We start from the raw sequence: 20,414 nt of genomic DNA, 5'->3' as shown, positions 1-20,414 counted from the left end.
CGGCGATGACCCCGGCGGCACGGGTTCAGGCAGCGATAGAGCTGCTCGACGCGGTGATTGCCGCGGCGCAGGCGGATGGGGCACCGGCGGATCGGCTGGTGTCCGACTATTTCCGCCAGCGGCGCTATGCCGGGTCGAAGGACCGGCGCGCGGTGCGTGAACTGGTCTATGCCGCGATCCGCGTGTGCGGGCCGGTCCCGCCCGGCGGGCGCGCGGCGATGCTGCGTCTGGCGCAAGTCGATCCGGCGATTGTTCCGTTGTTCGATGGTTCCACTCACGGGCCTGAGCCGGTGGGTGCGGGCGAGCCGGTGGCCGCTGGCGGTGTCGCGCCCGAATGGGTGGAGAGCGCGCTGGCTGCATCGGGTGTCGCGGGGGGCGGTGCGCTGGCATTGCTCGATCGGGCGCCGCTCGATGTGCGGGTGAATACGCTGAAGGCCGCGCGCGATATGCTCGACTTGCCCGAAGCGGGCGAACCGCTGGCTGCGCCGAACGCGTTGCGGTTTGCAGCGGGCACGCCGGTCGAACGGTGGGATGCCTATGCCGCCGGGCAGATCGAGGTTCAGGATCACGGCAGCCAGATCGCCTGTATGGCGGTGGCCGCGCAGCCGGGTGAAACGGTGATCGACCTGTGCGCTGGGGCCGGTGGCAAGACGCTGTCGCTGGCAGCGGCGATGGACAATCGCGGAACCCTGCTGGCGTGCGATACCGATCGTGCGCGGCTGTCGAAGCTGGCTCCACGCGCCGAACGCGCCGGGGCGGGGATGATCGAAACCCGCTTGCTCGATCCGGGCAAGGAACTGGCCGCACTGGCCGATTATGCGGGCAAGGCGGATGCGGTGCTGGTCGATGCGCCGTGTTCGGGCACCGGCACATGGCGCCGCAAGCCTGAGGCGAAGTGGCGGCTGACGCCCGAACGGCTTAACCGGTTCGCGGCGGTGCAGACGCGTTTGCTGGCCATCGCGGCGGATCTGGTGCGCCCCGGCGGGCGGCTGGTATTCGTCACCTGCTCGCTGCTCGATGCCGAAGGGGCGGGGCAGATCGATGCGTTTCTGGCGGAGCATCCCGAATGGTCGGCGGATACGCTGGCGTTGCCGCTGGGCCGCGAACACGGAAAGGGGTGGCGGCTGTCGCCGTTGCAAGACGGGACGGACGGATTTTTCGTCGCAAGCCTGTCTCGCGCATGTTAACGTAACGCAGTATGACCGACGCAATCGCCCCGCCCAGGTCCAAATCGATGGAGAAAGTAATGCGTTTTGCTGCCCCTGCCGTTGCAATTGCACTGGTGCTCGCCGTAAGCGCGAGCATGGGGCAGGGCGCCGACCGCACACTCGATCCGCGCGCTGCCACGCTGCAGCAGGAAGGGCACGCCGCACTCGCCGCCGGGCAGACCGAGCAGGCCGTCGATGCATTCGAAGCGGCACTGGCCGTCGATCCCGGTGCGCCGCAGCTCTATATCGATCTGGGCGACGTGGCCCGGCGCAACGGTTTGCAGGGCAAGGCGATCCGGTATTACCGCAATGCCATGCGGCTCGACCCGCGCAACCTCGATGCGATTTCGGGCGAAGGCGCGGCGCTGGCGGAAAAGGGCGCGATCGACAAAGCGAACCGCAATCTCGCCAAACTGCAAACGATGTGCGGCGATAATTGCCCGGAAACCAAGCAGTTGGCGGCGGCAATTGCGAAAGGCCCGCAACCGCGCGTGCTGACCGCAGAAGCGGTAATGCCCGATGCGAGCGTGACTCAGCAGAATTGAGACGGGCGTAACGTCGTGGTGTACGGCTCTCGCTGACGCGGCTGAGGCGGTTGCGCTTCCTTCCTTAATGTATCGCTCCGACATGATCCGGGGCCGCGCTTTGTCTTCCTGCGCGGTGCCAGAGGAAGCTGGACCCCGGCTCAGGGGCCGGGGTGACGACAGGGATGGAAGGCAATCAAGGTGTGGGCCGTGACCCCACCGCCTCCCCTCGTCATTGCGAGGAGCCGTAGGCGACGTGGCAATCCATGGGCCGCACGTTGCCGCTCATCACATCGGCTGCGATGGGCGGGAATGGAGGTGCCACTGTCGGCCCCTTCACGCCGAAACCCGCTCAAATCAATTCGCGGAATTCTTCCAGAACAGTGCGATAGACGCGCTTCTTAAACGGAACGATCAAGTCGGGCAGATCGTCGGGATCGACCCAGCGGTATTCGCAGAATTCCGCCGGGTCGTGCGCGTTGAGGTCGATTGCGCTGTCTTCGCCGTGGAAGCGGGCGAGATACCAGATCTGTTCCTGCCCGCGAAACCTGCCGCCCCACAGCTTGCCGATCAGTTCATCGGGCAAGTCGTAGCGCACCGGTTCGCTGATTGCCTTGAGCAACGTGATATTATCGGCAGTTACACCGGTTTCCTCGGCCAGTTCGCGCAGGGCGGCGGTTTCGCCGTCTTCGCCCTTGTCGATCCCGCCCTGCGGCATTTGCCAATGGCCGCTGTCTTTATTGTCGATCCGCATGCCGACGAACACCTTGCCATCGGCATTCACCAGCATCACGCCCACACAGGGGCGGTAACCGAGTTCCATCACTCGTGAGTCCTCAACTATAGCGCGCAAGCATTTGTTTTACTTCGGCAAGAAATGCCTCCGATGCGGCCTGGGCGCTGGGTAATGCCTTTCGCAGGTTCACAAAACCGTGAACGATTCCGGGAACCTCCATATAGGTCACATCGATCCCGTGCGAGATCAGTTTTTTCGCGTAGTCGCGCCCCGAATCGCGCAACGGATCGAGCCCGGCGGTCACAATCACCGTCGGCGGGCTCTGGTCGAGCCGGTCGCTGAGAGCGGGATACATCCGCGTACTGCTTTCATCGGGGGCATAGCTGCTGGTGAAGTAGTTCATCGTGCGCGCAGTCAGCAGGAAGCCTTCCCCGAAATCGCGATAGCTGTCGGTTTCCTCGATCGCGCTGGCGACCGGATAGATCGGTGCCTGCACGATTACCGGCACCGCCGCTGCCTCTGCCGCCAGCGCCTGCGACACCACGATGGTGAGATTACCGCCCGCGCTGTCGCCGGTGGTAACAAGGCCGGTTGCCTCGCGGCCCAGTTCGGCGGGGTTGCCCGCGACCCACCGGGTGGCGGCTTCGCAGTCGTCCGCCGCTGCGGGGAAGGTCGCTTCGGGGGCGAGGCGATAATGCACCGCCACCACCGGCAGATCGAGCTGGTGGGCGATTTCGGTGCAGAACGCATCGTGCGTTTCCAGATCGCCGATCACGAACCCGCCACCGTGGAAGAACATCACTATCGGCCCCGCCTCGCGGCTGTCGCGCGGGTCGTAAAGGCGCAGCGGGATATCGCCTGCCGGGCCGGGGCAGGTGAGGTCGCGCTTCACCGCCAATGGGCGCGGATCGGCCTCTGCCAAAGCGCCCATCGCGGCATATTGCGCGCGGGCGTCGGCAACGGGAACCTCGTCGATTTCAGGGCCGCCGATCTGTTCGAGCATCGCCAGCAGGGCGCGCACATCGTCTTTCACATACAGGTCAGCCATCGCTCTCTCCGTCATTATCAGTTTCGATTCGGGATGATTATGCACAGCGGCATAGCTTTTCCACTCGACTTTTTGTTTCGTGAGGAGAAAAACTTGGTTGAGGCAGAGAGGGGCGGGGCCTAGTGCGCCGCTCAGGACAGGGCGCCCCTATGGCGCGCGAGTAAGGAATGCATATGGCTACCCAAGCCGCCGACCAATGCGAAGCCGCGGTCAAATCCGAAAACCCCGAAGCAGTCGTCGTCCGGTTCGCCGGCGATTCCGGTGATGGGATGCAATTGACCGGCGGCCAGTTCACTCTGTCCACCGCGCTGGCGGGCAACGATCTGGCGACGTTCCCCGATTTTCCGGCGGAAATCCGCGCCCCGCAAGGCACGCTGTTCGGTGTGTCGGCATTCCAGATCAACTTCGGTTCGACCGCGATCGAAACCGCCGGTGACGCGCCCGATGTGCTGGTGGCGATGAACCCGGCGGCGCTGAAAGTGAACCTCGCCGCGCTGAAACCCGGCGGGCTGATTATCGCTGACACCGGCGAATTCACGAAACGCAATCTGGACAAGGCGCATTACGACGCCAACCCGCTGGAAGATGACAGCCTGGCGCAATACCAACTGCTGGCGTTCGACATCAGCGCGCACACGGTCGAGGCGGTCAAGCCGTTCGGGCTGGGCAACAAAGATGCCCTGCGCTGCAAGAATATGTGGACGCTGGGCCTTGCGCTGTGGATGTTCGACCGTGATCGCAAGCCGTTGCAGGAATGGCTGAAGCAGAAATTCGCCAAGGCGCCTGACATTGCCGACGCCAATATCGCTGCGCTCGATGCCGGCCATGCCTATGGCGAAACGGCGGAACTGTCCGGCCCGCTGAAGCAGGTACATGTCGATCCGGTGGCGACCGAGCCGGGGATGTACCGCACGATCACCGGTGCGGAAGCTGTCAGCCTCGGCCTTGTTGCCGGGGCGCAACTGGCCGAACTGCCGATGTTCTTCGGCGGCTATCCGATCACGCCGGCCTCTGCCATCCTTCACCATCTGGCGCGCCTGAAGGAATTCGGCGTCACGACGTTTCAGGCGGAAGACGAAATCGCCGCGATCTGTTCGGCCATCGGCGCAAGCTGGGCGGGGCAACTGGGTGTCACCAGTTCATCCGGCCCCGGCATCGCGTTGAAGACAGAGGCCATCGGGCTGGGCATTATGACCGAGCTGCCGCTGGTGATCGTCAACAGCCAGCGCGGCGGCCCGTCCACCGGCTTGCCGACCAAGACCGAGCAGAGCGATCTCTATCAGGCGGTCTATGGCCGCAACGGCGATGCGCCGATGCCGGTGATCGCCGCGCGCAGCCCCGCCGACGCGTTTGAATGCGCGATCGAGGCCTGCCGTATCGCCGTGGAATACATGACCCCGGTGATGCTGCTGACCGATGGCTATATCGCCAATGCCGCGGAACCTTGGAAGGTGCCCGATCCGGCGTCGTTCCCGGCCTTCCCGGCGCGTTTCCTGACAGAGAAGAACGCCACCGACGCCGACGGCAATCCGCAGTTGTTGCCATATAAGCGCGATGCCAAGGGTGCGCGTCCGTGGATCAAGCCGGGCACGCCAGACCTGATGCATCGCATCGGCGGGATCGAGAAAGATTCGCAGACCGGCAACATCAGCTACGATCCGGCGAACCACCAGTTGATGACCGATCTTCGCAAGCAGAAAATCGAAGGCATCGCGGTGCCGCCGCAGGATATCGCGCTGGGCGAAGGCGCGGGCAAGCTGGCCGTCGTCGGCTGGGGCAGCACGTTCGGCCCGATCCATCAGGCCGTTCGCCGTGCGCGGCGCAAGGGGCTGGAAGTCAGCCACATCCATGTGCGCCACATCTGGCCGATGCCCGCCAACCTGGGCGAATTACTGAAAGGGTTCGATAAAGTGCTGGTGCCGGAAATGAACACCGGCCAGTTCAAGACTGTGCTGCGCGATCAGTTCCTCGTCGATGCACAGCCGCTTACCAAGACCAGCGGGCAACCGTTCAAGATTGCCGAACTGGAAGCCGCGATCGAGGAGGCGCTGGCATGAACGACATGACTCCTGTGCAGACCACGCTGAAGGACTGGGAAACCGATCAGGAGGTACGCTGGTGCCCCGGTTGCGGTGACTATGCGATCCTGAAGGCGGTGCAGCGCACTCTGCCGCAGATCGGCGCGGACCCGTCGAAGACCGTGTTTATTTCGGGCATCGGCTGTTCCAGCCGCTTCCCCTATTACATGGAAACATACGGGTTCCACACGATCCACGGCCGCGCACCTGCGTTCGCGACCGGGGCCAAGCTGGCCAACCCGGAACTCGACGTGTGGCTCGTCACTGGCGACGGCGATGGACTGTCGATCGGCGGCAACCATCTGATGCATGTGCTGCGCCGTAACGTGAACATGCAGATCATGCTGTTTAACAACGAGATTTACGGTCTGACCAAGGGGCAGTTCAGCCCCACCAGCCGCGAAGGCACGCGCAGCCCGTCGACCCCGTACGGCAGTTTCGATCACCCGGCAAAGCCTGCGGCGTTCGCGCTGGGGGCCGGGGCGCGGTTTGTCGGGCGCGGGTTCGACGTGTCGAAGCATTTGCCCGACGTGTTCAAGGCGGCCCATGCGCATCAGGGTGCGGCTTTCATCGAAATCTTCCAGAACTGCATCGTCTATAACAAGGATGTGTTCAACGATTTCGCCGCGCCCAAGGGGGCGGAAGATCGCCAGTTGTGGCTGGCCGATGGCGAACCGATGCTGTTTGCCAAGGGCACCAAGGGTATCGCGCTCGACCGTGATGCGCTGGCGCTGAAAGTGGTCGATGTCGAAGGCGACGACTGGCAGAGCGCGGGCGTTCTGGTCCACGATGTCACCAACCGTTCGGTCGCGCATATGCTGGTGGAATTGCCGTTCGGCCCGTTCCCGATGGCACTGGGCGTGCTTTACGACGATCCCGCTCCGACCTTCGAAGCCGGGGTCGCGGCGGAACACGACCGGGCGGTTGAAGGTAAGGAAAACAACCTCGCCAAACTGCTCGCCAAGGGGCAGACCTGGACCGTCAGCGGAACCGCGCAAGACCCCGTCTGACCGGCACTATCGCGGGGCTGTCCTACAGCTATCGGGTCATGGCATTACACGTGTCATGACCTGTGGCTCCCTCGCATCGACTGCTCAAGCTAAGCCATTGAAATCCGGTGGGCGTTTTTGCTCTCTGGACAGTGTAACATGTGGTCCATGTCTCCCGCTCAATCGCAGGGGTCGATCCGGTCCGCCATGTGGCTGTCGGCGGCTTTGTCGGTGGTCGGGCGCAGGATGGCGGCGGCCAGAAATGCCCAGCCTGCGCCGCCCAGCCAGCCCGCGATCACATCGCTGGGGAAATGCACCCCCAGCCATACCCGGCTCCACGCGACCAGTAGGCTCAACCCCATCGCTGCGCCGATCAGCGTGTAGCGCACCGAATGCCGCGCGCTCAGACTGGCGAAGGCCAGGGCAATGGCGATGAGCACGACCGCGGCATTGAAGCTGTGCCCGCTGGGGAAGCTGGCACCGCCCGCTTCCATCAGATGCGGCACGATTTCGGGGCGCGGGCGACCGACCAGCAGCTTGATCCCGAAACTGACGATCCACCCGCCGACAACCGTTGTGCCGAGCAATACCGCTTCGCGCCGCAAGCGAATGAACAGCAGTGCGACGATTGCACCAAGCGCGATCAGGTTGCGGAGCAGTACTCCGCCGACCGCCGTGAGATCGCGCACCAGTTCGAGCAGGACGGCAGGGCCGCGCGGGCCAAGCCCGTCACCTTCGCGCCAGAAGAGCAAGCCGGTCTGGTCCAGCGTGCCGGTGCGCCCGGTCGTCACCAGCCAGACCATCACTGCGAAACCTGCCCAGCACAGCGCGGCGACGATTGCGGCCTTGGTCCGGTCGATCCGCCAGCCCCGTTCGGGCAAGGTAATGGTGTCGGGCGGCAGATGCGCGCCGGTCTTGTCTCTCGCGTCCATGAATACAGGAACCGCCGATGCCAGCCCTCGTTCCTGAACCCATGAGCGCTCCGCAGATCGTATGGCTTCGCAGGGATTTGCGACTGGCCGACCAGCCCGCCTTTCACGCCGCTGCACAGGCGGGGCCGGTGATCCCGGTCTATGTGCTGGACGACGAAACGGCGGGCGACCGCGCGATTGGCGGTGCAGCGCGGTGGTGGCTGCATCACAGTCTGGAAAGCCTCAGCCGCTCGCTGGCGCAGCGCCATTCGCGCATCGTTCTGCGGCGCGGCGACGCGGTGCGCGAACTGGCGAAACTGGTGGAGGAAACCGGGGCAGAGGCGGTCCACGCCCTACGCCATTACGAACCCTGGTGGCGCAAGGCGCAGGGAAAGCTGGCCGGGCAGGTCGATCTGCGGCTCTACGATGGCAATTACCTGATGCCGCCGGGCGCGGTGACCACCAATGGCGGCGATCCGTACAAGATCTACACCCCCTTCGCGAAAGCGGTGCTCGACTATATGCCGCCGCGCGAATGCCTGCCCGAACCGGAAACGCTCCATTCGCCCGATCGCTGGCCCGACAGCGACGATCTGGCCGACTGGAACCTGCTGCCGACCCGGCCCGACTGGTCGGGTGGGATCGCAGCTTTCTGGCAAGTGGGGGAGGCGGCCGCGCACGAGCGGCTGGAAGAATGGTCTGGCGATGTCGCAGCCTATGCCGATGCGCGTAACCAGCCGTCGCAGGATGGATCGAGCCGCCTCTCGCCGCATCTCCACTGGGGCGAGATATCGCCCGCGCAAATCTGGCACCGGCTCGACGGGCGGCGCGGGGAAGGGTGGGCGACCTATGCCAAAGAGCTGATCTGGCGCGATTATGCCCAGAACGTGATCTGCCAGTTCCCCGGCTATGCCAGCGAAAGCTATCGCGATGGCTATGCCGGTCTGTGGCGCAATCCCAATCGCGGGCATCTGATCGCGGAAGAGTTGCAGGCGTGGCAGCGGGGCATGACCGGCTATCCCATCGTCGATGCGGGAATGCGTCAGTTGTGGCAGACCGGCTGGATGCACAACCGGGTGCGGATGATCGCGGCCAGCTTTCTGGTGAAGCATCTGCTGATCGACTGGCGGCACGGCGAACGGTGGTTCTGGGATTGTCTGGTCGATGCCGATTTCGCCAACAATGCGGTGAACTGGCAATGGGTGGCCGGAACGGGGGTCGATTCCAACATGTTCGTGCGGATCATGGCGCCGCTGAGCCAGAGCGAGAAGTTCGACGCGGCTGGATATATCCGCGAATACGTGCCCGAACTGGCCGACCTGCCTGACGACCAGATCCACGACCCGCCCGATGATTGCCGGGGCGATTATCCGGTGAAGGTCGTCGGCCACAGGGAAGCGCGGGAACGCGCTCTCTCCGCCTGGCGCGCGGCGAAGGAGGAGGGTTGAATTGCGACCCATACCGGGTCCATATCAATGGCATGAGGGCAGAGGGGCTGAGAGGGAAAGACCTGCTGGATGCAGGTGCGCGGTTCGAGCGTAGCCCAGGCCTGTTCGCGCGCATGCTGGCGCCGGGTCTGCACAAAGTGCTCGACCGGATCGACGCGGGGCTGGAACGCGGTGCGATCCACGGGACTTTGCCCGATGGCACCCGGCGCACACTGGGCGGACGGGCACCGGGCTTTACCGCCGAAGTCCACCTGAAAGACTGGCGCGCTCTGCTGCGTCTGGCGACCAACGGTTCGATCGGGCTGTTTCAGGCGTGGGAAGCGGGTGAATGGGACAGCCCCGATCCCGTGCCGCTGTTCGCGCTGTTCATGGCCAATGGCGATTCGCTGGGGAACACGGGCCGGTCGCGCGGCCCGTTCCGGCTCGCCGCCCGCTTCGCGCACTGGCTCAACCGCAACACCCCCGCCGGATCGGTGCGCAATATCCACGCGCACTACGATCTGGGTAACGACTTCTACGCCCAATGGCTGGGCGAAACGATGAGCTATTCCAGTGCCTTGTTCGCGGACAAGGGCATGACGCTCGATCAGGCGCAACGGGCCAAGATCGCCGCGGTCGCGCAGCGGCTCGATCTGCCGACGGGTGCCGATGTGCTCGAAATCGGCTGTGGCTGGGGATCGCTGTCGCAGCATATCGCGGCTGAATACGGCGCGCGTGTTACCGGCATCAGCCTGTCGGACGAACAGCTTGGCTGGTGTCGCGCTGCATCGCCGCCAGCGCGAGGATCGGTCGAATTCCGCAAGCAGGACTATCGCGATGTGCAGGGGCTATACGACGCCATCGCCAGCGTCGAAATGGTCGAGGCGCTGGGCCGCGAATACTGGCCCACGTTCATGGACTGCATCGCCAGCAATCTGAAGCCCGGCGGACGCGCGGGGATCCAGTATATCTCCATGAAAGACAGCCTGTTCGATGCCTATGCCCGCAGCGCCGACTTCATTCAGGCCTACATCTTCCCCGGCGGCCTGCTGATCCGCACCAGCGATTTCCGCGCGCTGGCGGCGGAGCGAGGGCTGCGCTGGGTCGATCAGACCGACTTCGGACAAGACTATGCCGAAACGCTGCGCCTGTGGCGCGAACGGTTCGACCGGGCGGCAGAGGCGGGCAAACTGCCCGCCGGGTTCGACGCCCGGTTCGTGCGCCTGTGGCGTTACTACCTGCAATATTGCGAAGGCGGGTTCCGTGGCGGCGGGATCGATGTACATCAGGTCACATTGGTGAAGGAGAGGTGATGCGTAAGATAATGGTTTCGCTGGCGGCGTTGTCGCTGGCGGCATGTGCGACAACGGCAACGACGACTGACGCGGCGAAACCCGATGTCTTCGCGACGACACCCTCTCAGGCGATCCCGGTGCGCGAACAACAGGTGCTGTTCTGGGATCAGAAGACGCGCGACTATCGCTTCGCCCATATGGAGGACTACTTCGCCGGGTTCGACACTACGCCTGCGCCAAAAGTCCGCGTATTGCCTGCGGGCAAGCCGTTCGATGCGGCAACGGTGGCCAAGCTGGATGCCTATCTCGCCAGCCAGAACGCCGCCGGAATCATGGTGCTGCAAGATGGCAAAGTCCGGTACGAGAAATACGGCCTCGGCTTCGGCCCGGACGGGCGGTGGACCAGCTTCTCCGTCGCCAAGAGCTTCACGTCCAGCTTGCTTGGCGCGGTGCTCAAGGATGGATTTATCGGCAGTCTGTCGGATCCGGTGACGAAGTATCTCCCCGCGCTGAAAGGCACGGCTTACGATGGCGTGACAGTGGAACAGATCGCTACGATGACATCGGGGGTTAAGTGGAACGAAGACTACGCCGATCCGGAAAGCGATGTGGCGCAAATGCTCACTGTGGCTCCGGTGGACGGCGAATCGCAGGCCGTAACCTATGCCCGCAAGCTGACACGCGAAGCACCTGCAGGCAGTAAGTGGGTGTACAAGACACTGGAAACGAACCTGCTGGGCGATATCGTCACCGCTGCCACGGGGCAGTCGCTGGCAGCCTATGCCAAGAAGAAGATCGTCGATCCGGCGGGCTTCGCAGGCGGTCTGTTCTGGATGACCGACCTCACCGGCAGCAATATCGGCGGCTGCTGCCTTTCCTTGCACCTGTCGGACTATGCGCGGATGGGGCAGTGGGTCATGGAAGGTGGCAAGCCAAGCGAACCGGAGGGGTGGTTCGTCAAGGCGGGCAGCGCGCAAGTCGATCTGGGGAAGGGGTTCGGCTACGGATACCAGTGGTGGACTTACCCCGATAACGTGTTCGGTGCGCGGGGCATTTTCGGACAGTCGATCACGATTGTGCCGGAACAGAAGCTGGTCGTCGCCATCGTATCCGACTGGCCCGTCGCCAGCAGCGATACATATGGAACACCGCGCCTCAAAATGATCGACGATGTACGGAAAGCTGCCGCTCAATAAGAGTGGTCAGGCAGTCGTGCGGAACACGCCTCCGCCCGAAAATCGGGCGAGGATGTTATCGTGGACGATAGGGCTGAGCAGGTCGTCGAAAGCGCATCCGACAATCGAGTTGTCCCACCAGACGACTTGTGACTGGAGCGCTTCGAGGCCAGGCAGCGTCAGCCAGCAGCGCTGGCCGGGATGCAGGCGGTTGATCGCAGCGGCGGAAAAACCGCCCAGCGACAGATCGTGGACTACGGTCTGAAACGGTCGACCGCCTGAGATCCGCAGTTGTGCGGGAATGGTGATCCGGGTGCGCGGCGCGCAGCGATCTTCCTGCGCGGCGGACGAATAACGGTCTTCGTTGGTAACCATCGTTGCCAAATCCCCAGTGTAATATCCCGAGGTGCGCTTGTGCGGCACACCTCGCGACGCGTGAGGAATATCGTGCAAGGGGATGATTTACGCCGGGTTATCGGGTGTAGTTACCAGAATTTAAACGCGCTCGCGATGTGCGGTGGGAAAGTCTTCCTGCACCAGCGCGACTATGCGCGCGGCAACGTCTTCCGGCGGCTTCACCGTTGCCGGATCTTCGCCCGGATAGGCGCGGGCGCGCATCTGCGTGCGGGTTGCCCCCGGATCGAGGATCGCCACGCGAATATCGCCCAGCTTCTCCACTTCCGAAGCGTAAGTTTCCAGCAGGTTGTCGAACGCGGCCTTGGTCGCGCCATAGGCGGACCAATATGCGCGCGGCGTGGCGCCGACCGAACTGGTCAGACCAATCACCCGTGCATGGTCGGCGCGCTTCAGCAGAGGATCGAATGCCGCGATCAGCGCCTGTGTCGCCAGCACGTTCACTGTGAGTGCCTGACTGAACTGCTTGGGATCGATCTGGGTAACAGGCGTCAACACCGGCAGATAAGCGGCGTTGATAACCATGATGTCGAGCTTGTCCCACCGCTGCGCCAGCGCGGCGGCGAGGCGGGGGATGCCATCGGATTCGCTGAGGTCCAGCGGTGCAATCGTGGCCGATCCGCCGCGTTCGTGAATCGTATCCTCGACCTGTTCGAGCGACTTCACGTCGCGGGCAGTGAGCACCACGTGCGCCCCGGCATCGGCCAGCGCAACGGCGGTTGCAGCACCAATACCCTTGCTCGCACCGGTTACGAGCGCGATGCGCCCGTCGAGCGGCTTGTTTTCAGACATCAGGCAACCTTGTGAACGGGGAAAGAAAGCTGCGCCTCTTGCGATGTGCGCTTTTCGAGGTCGGTCAGCGAAGTTGGGTAATCGCCGGTGAAGCAGGCATCGCAGAATTGCGGGCACTTGCCATCGCGGGTCGCTCCGCCGACTGCGCGATAAAGGCCGTCGATAGACACGAATGCCAGACTGTCGGCCTTGATAAATTCGCGCATCGGTTCGATTTCCATTCGCGCGGCCAGCAGTTTGGACCGTTCAGGCGTATCGACGCCATAGAAACAGCTATGCGCGGTGGGTGGGCTGGCGACGCGGAAATGCACTTCCTTGGCCCCGGCTTCGCGCATCATCTCGACGATTTTGAGGCTGGTGGTGCCGCGGACGATCGAATCGTCGATCAGCACGATCCGCTTGCCTTCCACCAGATGGCGATTGGCGTTGTGCTTGCGCTTCACACCTGAATGGCGCGCGCTGTCGCTGGGCTGGATGAATGTGCGGCCGACATAGTGGCTGCGGATAATGCCCAGTTCGAATGGCACACCCGATTGCTGGGCATAGCCGATGGCGGCGGGCACGCCGCTGTCCGGCACAGGGACGACCAGATCGGCATCCACGGGGCTTTCAATTGCCAGCTGCTCCCCAATCGCCTTGCGCGCGGCATAGACGCTGCGGCCGTCGAATATCGAGTCAGGGCGGCTGAAATAGACGTGTTCGAAGATGCAGGGCCGGGCCTTGCGATTGCCGAACGGGTGCAGCGAATCGATGTTGCCGTCGAAATCGACCCGCACAATCTCGCCCGGCTGAACCTGCCGCACGAATTCCGCGCCGATTACGTCAAACGCGACCGTTTCCGAAGCAAATACCGTCGAATCGCCCAGCTTGCCCATCTGCAACGGGCGGATGCCCAGCGGATCGCGGCAGGCGATCAGTCCTTCGGGGGTCAGCACGATCAGTGCATAGGCCCCTTCGACCAGACGCAGGGCATCGATCAGGCGGTCGATAGTGGTCGGATAACGACTGGTTGCGACGAGGTGGATGATGACTTCGGTATCGGAGGTCGAGTGGAAAATCGCCCCTTTGGCCACCAGTTCGTCACGCAAAGTCTGCGCGTTGGAGAAATTGCCGTTGTGCGCCACGGCGAATCCACCCGCCGCCAGTTCGGCATAGAGTGGCTGCACGTTCCGAAGACCCGATCCACCGGTGGTGGAATAGCGGACATGGCCCGCCGCCATCGTGCCGGGCAGTTCGGCCAGCGCTTCCTGTGTGGAGAAATTCTCCGCCACATGGCCCAGCCCGCGGCGCGAATAGAATTCGGCGCCATCGAAAGAACAGATGCCTGCCGCCTCCTGTCCACGATGCTGCAAGGCGTGGAGGCCCAGAGCGGTTACAGTGGAGGCATCGGGTGCGCCAATGGCACCGAACACACCGCATTCTTCATGCAGTGTGTCCCCGTTGGAATCTTCGAAGGGGTGTATGGGCATCATATCCGGCAAGCCTCGGCGGGGCGGCGTGTATGCGGCGCTCAATGGCGATGTTACGCCGCGATTACAAGGGCAGTGCGCGCTACGTCACATGCTTTTCGCATTGCGCCGCCTTGCCGCGCACCCTACACGCCGCAGCGATCCAGCCAATAACCGGAAAAGATGAGCTGACATTGCTGCTTTCTCCCTTCGAATGGACCATCGCCAAACGTTATATGATGCCGGGCAAGGGCGAGGGCTTCATCGCGCTCGTCGCTGGGATCAGCGTGGGCGTGGTCATGTTGTCGGTCGCCATGCTGGTGATCGTGATGAGCGTGATGAACGGTTTTCGCGCCGAATTGCTCGACAAAATTGTCGGCCTGAATGGCCACGCCATTGTGCAGGCATATGGCGGGCGGCTCGACGACTGGCAGGGCGTGCTCAAGCAAGTGCGCGCCACCCCCGGTGTCGTTCGCGCCAGCCCGCTGATCGAACAGCCGTTGCTGGTGACGTTCAACGGCCGGGTGGAAGGCGTGCAGGTTCGTGGGAACACACAGGACGATATCAACCGTCTGCGCCCCGATGTCGTGGCGGGCAACATCGCTGATCTGAAGTCCGATTCTTCCAATGTGGCGATCGGTTCGCGACTGGCGGAAAACCTCGGTGTGCGGGTTGGCGATACGATCACGATCATCAATCCGGCGGGCCGTTCGACTCCGTTCGGGACGATGCCGCGCCAGATCGGCTATACAGTCTCCGCTATCTTTGAAGTCGGTGTGTATGATTACGACAATTCATTTGTCGTGATGCCGATCCCCGATGCCCAGACACTCCTTCTGATGGGCGACACCATTGGCATGATAGAGGTCAAGACGACCAATGCGGACAACGTGGGCGAGATCCTCGCGCCGGTGAAGCAGGCGCTGGCCGGGCGCGCAGTGGTGTCGACGTGGAAACAGATCAATGCGTCGCTGTTTCAGGCGCTGGAGGTCGAACGCGTGGCGATGTTCTTCGCACTGTCGATCATCGTCGTGGTCGCTGCGTTCAATATCCTGTCGAGTCTGGTGATGCTGGTGCGTGCAAAGACGCGCGACATCGCGATCATGCGAACGATGGGGGCCACGCGGCGCAGTCTGCTCAAGATATTCGTCACCACTGGCTTCACTGTCGGGGCGGTTGGCACCGGGGCGGGCCTGGCACTCGGGTTTATCGTGCTGTTCTTCCGTCAGGGGATCGTCGATGCGATCCAGTATGTGACAGGGCAAAACCTGTGGGATCCGTCGGTCCGCTTCCTTTCGACACTGCCGTCGCGGCCCAATCCGGTGGAAATTGTGGCGATCTGCCTGCTGGCGCTGACGCTCAGTTTCCTCGCTACGCTTTATCCGGCCTTCAAGGCTGCAAGTACCGATCCGGTGCAGGTGCTGCGCTATGAATAACGATCAACCCGTTGTCCGTCTTACCGATCTCACCCGCACTTTCGAACAGGGCGGGGTGAAGATCGACGTTCTGCGCGGCGTAAACCTGACAATCGCACCGGGTGAGATTGTCGCGCTGCTCGGCCCGTCCGGCTCCGGCAAATCGACCATGTTGCAGGCGGTCGGCCTGCTGGAAGGCGGCTTTGGCGGCAAGATCGAGATCGCCGGGGTGGATGCCAGCACGCTGCCGACCGATGGACGCACCAAGCTGCGCCGCGAACATCTCGGCTTTGTGTATCAGTTCCACCACCTGCTGCCCGATTTCACGGCGCTGGAAAATGTCGTGATTCCGCAACTGGTCGCGGGGAGAGACCGCGTTGAGGCGGAAGAGCGTGCGGCGGAAATCCTCGGCGGGTTGGGTTTGGAGCACCGGCTTGAGCACCGGCCAAGCCAGCTTTCCGGCGGCGAGCAGCAGCGCGTTGCTGTGGGCCGCGCACTGGCCAATCGCCCCCATCTCGTGCTGGCGGACGAACCGACCGGCAATCTGGACGAAGCGACATCGGACAAAGTTCTGGCCGAGTTTCTGGACCTCGTTCGTGGGGAGGGCAGCTCTGCGCTGGTCGCCACGCATAACGAACGGCTTGCAGCGCGCATGGACCGGGTCGTGCGCCTGAAGGATGGCATACTGGCGTGAAGGCGTGATACGCTGCGCCGATCACGATACTTCACAAGATTGGAGAGCGAGCGATGACCACGATTGCCGATTTCACTGTCGAATTGCCCGATGGTTCGCCGCTCGATCTGTCGGCCAAGGCAGGCAAAGTCCTGCTGATCGTCAATGTCGCCAGCAAGTGCGGCTTTACCCCTCAGTACGAGGGGCTGGAGGCATTGCAGCGCAAATTTGCGGATCGTGGGTTCGAAGTGATCGGCTTTCCCTGCAATCAGTTCGGGCATCAGGAACCGGGCAATGCCGAAGAAATCGCCAGTTTCTGTAAGCTGACCTATGATGTCAGCTTCCCCTTGATGAAGAAGGTGGACGTCAACGGTGACGATGCCATCCCGCTTTACGACTGGCTCAAGGCGGAAGCGCCCGGCGTGTTGGGGACCAAGGCAGTGAAATGGAATTTCACCAAGTTCCTGATTGGTCGCGATGGCAAGGTCGTGCGGCGTTATGCGCCCAACGATAAGCCGGAAAGTATCGAGAAGGATATCGAAGCGCTGCTGTGAATGCACAGGCTGTGGAGAATTCTCCGCTGCCGAACCCTAGCGAATCAGGCTGAAATTCCTAATCTGCGAAAATGGCCTTTGCTCCATTTGTACCGCTGCGTGTCCTCTCCAGCTACTCGATGCTCGAAGGGGCTATCGATCCCAAGGCGATCGCCCGTCTGGCGAAGGATCGCGGGTTCCCGGCCATCGCGATCTGCGACCGGAACGGCCTCTATGGATCGGTCGCATTTGCCGATGCCTGTATCGATATGGGCGTTCAGCCGGTTGTCGGAACCTTGCTCGGCGTCGGGCGCGGCGATGGCAGCGAAACAGTCGATTACCTGCCGCTCTATGCTCAGGACGAAGCCGGTTATGACAATCTGTGTGCCTTGATCAGCAAGGCGCACCTCGAACGTCCATTGGAACTGGCCGCTCATGTACAGCTATCCGATCTCGAAGGGCGGACCGATGGCCTGATCGCTCTGACCGGAGCGGCAGAAGGCGGGCTGACCCGTCTGTTCGCAGATGGACGCACCGATGATGGCGATGCGTTGGCCGAACGGCTGATGCTCCTCTTTCCGGGGCGGCTGTATGTTGAACTGGCGCGGCATTGCAGCAGCATTTGCGATAAGGCAGAGGACGCCCTCGTCGCACTCGCTTATGCGCGCGATCTGCCGTTGGTGGCGACCAATCCGGCCAATTTCGCTGATCCGCATTTCCATGCCGCGCATGATGCGATGCTCTGTATCGCTAATTCGACCCATATCGATGCGTCCGAACGGCCGCGCTCCAACCCCGAAGCGTATGTGAAATCCGCCACGATGATGGAGGATCTGTTCGCCGATCTTCCAGAGGCGCTGGCAAATACATTGGTGCTGGCGCAACGTTGCGCGGCGATCCCGCCCAAGCGCGCACCGATCCTGCCAAGTCTCGCTGGCGACCTGGAAGGCGAGGCGCGGATGCTGAGCGAGGATTCGCGCAAAGGCCTCGTCGAACGGCTGAAGCCTTATTACTCCGACACGCTCCACACAGAGCTGGCGAATGCACTCTGCCGTCCTGGCAACGATCTGGAAACGGTTGAGGCAGATTTTCCGCTGTTGCACGATGCGGGCGTGTGGGACGAGGTTCGCGAGTATAAACGGCGCCTCGAATTTGAAATCGACATCATCGTCGGGATGGGTTTTCCCGGCTATTTCCTGATCGTTGCCGATTTTATCAAATGGGCGAAAGAACAGGATATCCCCGTGGGGCCGGGGCGCGGTTCGGGGGCGGGCAGCCTCGTTGCGTGGGCGCTCACGATTACCGATCTCGATCCGATCCGACTGGGCCTGCTGTTCGAACGCTTTCTCAACCCGGAACGCGTGTCGATGCCCGACTTCGATATCGACTTCTGCGAAACCCGCCGCGGCGAAGTGATCCGCTATGTCCAGAAGAAATATGGCCACGATCACGTCGCGCAGATCATCACGTTCGGTAAGATGAAAGCGCGCGCCGTGCTGCGCGATACGGGCCGCATCCTGCAAATGAGCTACGGCCATGTTGACCGGTTGTGCAAGATGGTGCCCAACCACCCGTCGGAACCGTGGACTTTGCCGCGCGCGCTGAACGGGGTGAGCGAGTTCAAGCGCGAATACGATAGCGAGGAAGAGGTTAAGCGCCTGATCGACCTTGCCATGCAAATGGAGGGGTTGCCGCGTAACAGTTCCACACACGCGGCGGGGGTGGTGATCGGCGATCGTCCGCTGAATCAGCTCGTGCCGCTCTATCGCGATCCGCGTTCAGATATGCCGGTGACTCAGTTCGACATGAAATATGTCGAAGGGTCAGGGCTGGTGAAGTTCGACTTTCTCGGCCTGAAAACGCTGTCGGTGCTCAAGAAGGCGGTGCAACTGCTGGAGAAGCGGAACATCCAGATCGATCTGTCGATGCTGCCGATCGACGATCCCGGTGTGTTCGAATTGCTCAAGGTCGGTAATACCGTCGGTGTGTTCCAGCTGGAATCCGAAGGGATGCGGCGGACGCTGACTGCGGTGAAGCCAACCAAGTTCGAAGACATCATCGCGCTCGTATCGCTCTATCGGCCGGGGCCGATGGACAACATTCCCCTTTTCGGGAAACGTAAGGCGGGCGAAGTGCCCATCGAATATCCGCACCCGAAACTCGAAAGCATCCTGGCGGAAACCTATGGGATTTTCGTGTATCAGGAACAGGTGATGCAGGCCGCGCAGATCCTCGCGGGATACTCGCTGGGCGATGCAGACTTGCTGCGCCGCGCGATGGGTAAGAAGAAGCAGGAAGAGATGGACGCCCAGCGCGAGCGTTTCATCAAAGGCTGCGCCGAAGTGTCGAATATCGATGCAAAAAAGGCGAACGAACTATTCGATTTGATCGACAAGTTCGCAGGATACGGCTTCAATAAATCGCACGCTGCCGCTTATGCCCTGCTGGCGTATCAGACAGCGTGGCTGAAAGCGCATTACCCGGAAGAATTCTTCGCGGCATCGATGTGCTTCGATATGCACCAGTCGGAAAAGCTGGCGATTTTCGTGGACGATGCCCGCAGGCAAGGGATTGCGGTAGAGGCACCGGATATCAACCGATCCGAAGCGGAATTCACTGTCGAACGGACCGACGATGGCTATGCCGTGCGCTATGCGCTGGCCGGTATCCGCAATGTCGGTGAAAAGGCGATGGAAACCATCGTTGCAGAACGCGAAGCGCATGGCTGGTACGAAAGTCTTCAGCAACTGTTCGAACGCATTCCGCCGGGTTCGATGAACCGCCGCCAGCTGGAGGCGCTTGCGTGTGCCGGGGCGCTGGATCACCTCGAACCCAACCGCGCCAAAGTGCATGACAACGCGGAAATGCTGATGGCGGTGGCCGATGCTGCCGCGCGGGAGCGCACCAGTGGCCAGCAGGGCCTGTTCGGCGGGGACGATCACAATGCCGACAGCCTGCGGCTTGCCGAAGTCGAAGAATGGCCTCGTGCCGATCGGATGGCGAAAGAGCGGGAGGTGTTTGGTTTCTTCTTCTCCGCACACCCGGTGCAGCAGTTCCGCGAGATTGCATCGGCCAACGGCGCACGCAGTTACGCGTCATTGATGGACGGCGGGGCGCCTGGGGGTGGCCGGGCACAAGCCGTTATGGCTGTGATGGTCGAGAAGGTGAACAAAGGGCGCACTCGCAAGGGCAAGGATTTCGTCCGGGCGGATTTCTCCGATGCAACCGGACAATTCTCTGCCGCCTGCTTTGAAGAAGGGCTGGTGGCCAGCTTTCAGAAATGGGCGGAAGACGGCACCTGTGTGTTGCTCAATGTCGAACTCGATTCCCCCAGCCCGGATGAACCGCCGCGGATCACTGTGCGCAGCGGACGTCCGCTGAAAGACGTGAAGGCCGGGGCGCGTATGCGTCTCTCCCTTGATCTGTTCGATGTGAATGCGGTTGACGCATTAAAGATGGAACTTGCTCCCGGCCCCGAGGGGAGAGGGGAGGTGTGCGTTCGCCTGAAAACCGGCGAGGGGCGGGAACCTGTCGTGCGGCTTGGCTGGAGCTATCAGCTGGACGGCGAACTGGCAGAGCGTCTTGCCGCGATCGATGGGCTCAGCAACGTTTCGCTGACCACGCAGCGGGGGCCTGCTCGCTTGCGTCTGGTTGCCTGAACACACTTTGTGTCGGGTTTTCCTTGCACCGACGAACTAAGCGAAGCAATCTGACTGAAAGCCATACCGCCCATTCGAATGGGCATCTT

General features: G+C 62.4%; 17 protein-coding genes. 11 read left to right on the top strand and 6 right to left on the bottom strand.

Translation table 11 applies throughout. The features are described from left to right. Positions 1–5: 5 nt before the first annotated feature. Both D6858_RS12335 and D6858_RS12330 read left to right on the top strand, forming a co-directional pair. Entirely contained in the window at positions 6–1,187 is a 1,182-nt protein-coding gene (locus tag D6858_RS12335) for an RsmB/NOP family class I SAM-dependent RNA methyltransferase (RefSeq protein ID WP_120110954.1), read from the top strand. 11 nt (positions 1,188–1,198) lie between these two features. After that, positions 1,199–1,753 carry a tetratricopeptide repeat protein gene (locus D6858_RS12330; RefSeq protein ID WP_240623830.1) on the top strand — a complete coding sequence of 185 codons (555 nt, stop codon included), beginning with the start codon at positions 1,199–1,201 and terminating at the stop codon, positions 1,751–1,753. A 331-nt stretch (positions 1,754–2,084) separates the two neighbouring features. Here the strand turns inward: D6858_RS12330 and D6858_RS12325 are convergent, their stop codons facing one another. Next, positions 2,085–2,555 (bottom strand): RNA pyrophosphohydrolase, encoded by a 471-nt coding sequence (locus tag D6858_RS12325; RefSeq protein ID WP_120110952.1) that lies wholly within the window; start codon positions 2,553–2,555, stop codon positions 2,085–2,087. Positions 2,556–2,568: 13 nt separating this feature from the next. Then, the gene (locus D6858_RS12320; protein WP_120110950.1) at positions 2,569–3,516 is read right to left on the bottom strand and encodes an alpha/beta hydrolase; all 948 of its coding nucleotides are present in this window, start codon (positions 3,514–3,516) and stop codon (positions 2,569–2,571) included. Between the two features lie 173 nt (positions 3,517–3,689). Here D6858_RS12320 and D6858_RS12315 point away from each other — a divergent pair, with 173 nt between their 5' ends. Both D6858_RS12315 and D6858_RS12310 read left to right on the top strand, forming a co-directional pair. Continuing rightward, entirely contained in the window at positions 3,690–5,573 is a 1,884-nt protein-coding gene (locus tag D6858_RS12315; RefSeq protein ID WP_120110947.1) for a 2-oxoacid:acceptor oxidoreductase subunit alpha, read from the top strand. Continuing rightward, positions 5,570–6,604, top strand: coding sequence for a 2-oxoacid:ferredoxin oxidoreductase subunit beta (locus D6858_RS12310; RefSeq protein ID WP_120110944.1), 1,035 nt, complete (start codon positions 5,570–5,572; stop codon positions 6,602–6,604). The genes D6858_RS12315 and D6858_RS12310 overlap by 4 nt, the downstream gene beginning before the upstream one ends. A gap of 158 nt (positions 6,605–6,762) precedes the next feature. On the opposite strand, the gene D6858_RS12305 is transcribed toward D6858_RS12310, so the two are convergent. Then, positions 6,763–7,515 carry a phosphatase PAP2 family protein gene (locus D6858_RS12305; RefSeq protein ID WP_120110942.1) on the bottom strand — a complete coding sequence of 251 codons (753 nt, stop codon included), beginning with the start codon at positions 7,513–7,515 and terminating at the stop codon, positions 6,763–6,765. A gap of 41 nt (positions 7,516–7,556) precedes the next feature. Here D6858_RS12305 and D6858_RS12300 point away from each other — a divergent pair, with 41 nt between their 5' ends. From D6858_RS12300 to D6858_RS12290, 3 genes are read left to right on the top strand one after another with little or no spacing between them, the layout of a single operon-like run. After that, a complete protein-coding gene (locus D6858_RS12300) occupies positions 7,557–8,942 on the top strand; it encodes a cryptochrome/photolyase family protein (RefSeq protein WP_120110939.1) in 1,386 nt (461 codons plus the stop codon). 32 nt (positions 8,943–8,974) lie between these two features. Continuing rightward, on the top strand, positions 8,975–10,234 hold the full coding sequence (locus D6858_RS12295) for an SAM-dependent methyltransferase (protein ID WP_120110935.1): 1,260 nt from the start codon (positions 8,975–8,977) through the stop codon (positions 10,232–10,234). After that, positions 10,234–11,412, top strand: coding sequence for a serine hydrolase domain-containing protein (locus tag D6858_RS12290; RefSeq protein WP_120110932.1), 1,179 nt, complete (start codon positions 10,234–10,236; stop codon positions 11,410–11,412). Before D6858_RS12295 ends, D6858_RS12290 begins: the two co-directional genes overlap by 1 nt. Before the next feature lie 6 nt (positions 11,413–11,418). Here the strand turns inward: D6858_RS12290 and D6858_RS12285 are convergent, their stop codons facing one another. The 3 genes from D6858_RS12285 to purF form a co-directional block, all read right to left on the bottom strand. Beyond that, the gene (locus D6858_RS12285; RefSeq protein ID WP_120111260.1) at positions 11,419–11,766 is read right to left on the bottom strand and encodes a PilZ domain-containing protein; all 348 of its coding nucleotides are present in this window, start codon (positions 11,764–11,766) and stop codon (positions 11,419–11,421) included. A 120-nt stretch (positions 11,767–11,886) separates the two neighbouring features. Further along, the gene (locus tag D6858_RS12280) at positions 11,887–12,597 is read right to left on the bottom strand and encodes an SDR family NAD(P)-dependent oxidoreductase (RefSeq protein WP_120110929.1); all 711 of its coding nucleotides are present in this window, start codon (positions 12,595–12,597) and stop codon (positions 11,887–11,889) included. Then, positions 12,597–14,069 carry an amidophosphoribosyltransferase gene (gene purF, locus D6858_RS12275; RefSeq protein WP_120110927.1) on the bottom strand — a complete coding sequence of 491 codons (1,473 nt, stop codon included), beginning with the start codon at positions 14,067–14,069 and terminating at the stop codon, positions 12,597–12,599. Before purF ends, D6858_RS12280 begins: the two co-directional genes overlap by 1 nt. Positions 14,070–14,239: 170 nt before the next feature. On the opposite strand from purF, the gene D6858_RS12270 reads away from it, so the two are divergent. The 4 genes from D6858_RS12270 to dnaE all read left to right on the top strand — a co-directional run bounded on the left by D6858_RS12270 (position 14,240) and on the right by dnaE (position 20,325). Then, positions 14,240–15,481 carry a lipoprotein-releasing ABC transporter permease subunit gene (locus D6858_RS12270; RefSeq protein ID WP_120111257.1) on the top strand — a complete coding sequence of 414 codons (1,242 nt, stop codon included), beginning with the start codon at positions 14,240–14,242 and terminating at the stop codon, positions 15,479–15,481. Further along, positions 15,474–16,154, top strand: a complete 681-nt coding sequence (locus D6858_RS12265; protein WP_120110924.1) for an ABC transporter ATP-binding protein — start codon at positions 15,474–15,476, stop codon at positions 16,152–16,154. The genes D6858_RS12270 and D6858_RS12265 overlap by 8 nt, the downstream gene beginning before the upstream one ends. Before the next feature lie 53 nt (positions 16,155–16,207). Next, on the top strand, positions 16,208–16,687 hold the full coding sequence (locus tag D6858_RS12260) for a glutathione peroxidase (RefSeq protein WP_120110921.1): 480 nt from the start codon (positions 16,208–16,210) through the stop codon (positions 16,685–16,687). 71 nt (positions 16,688–16,758) lie between these two features. After that, positions 16,759–20,325: a DNA polymerase III subunit alpha gene (gene dnaE / locus D6858_RS12255; RefSeq protein ID WP_120110918.1), complete on the top strand. Its 3,567-nt coding sequence runs from the start codon at positions 16,759–16,761 to the stop codon at positions 20,323–20,325. The last annotated feature ends 89 nt before the right edge of the window (positions 20,326–20,414 follow it).

Origin of the sequence: Tsuneonella suprasediminis, assembly GCF_003605755.1 — a bacterium.
Lineage (GTDB): Bacteria > Pseudomonadota > Alphaproteobacteria > Sphingomonadales > Sphingomonadaceae > Tsuneonella > Tsuneonella suprasediminis.
Note: the sequence above shows the minus strand (reverse complement) of the source record. Positions and strands in the feature narration are given on the sequence as shown.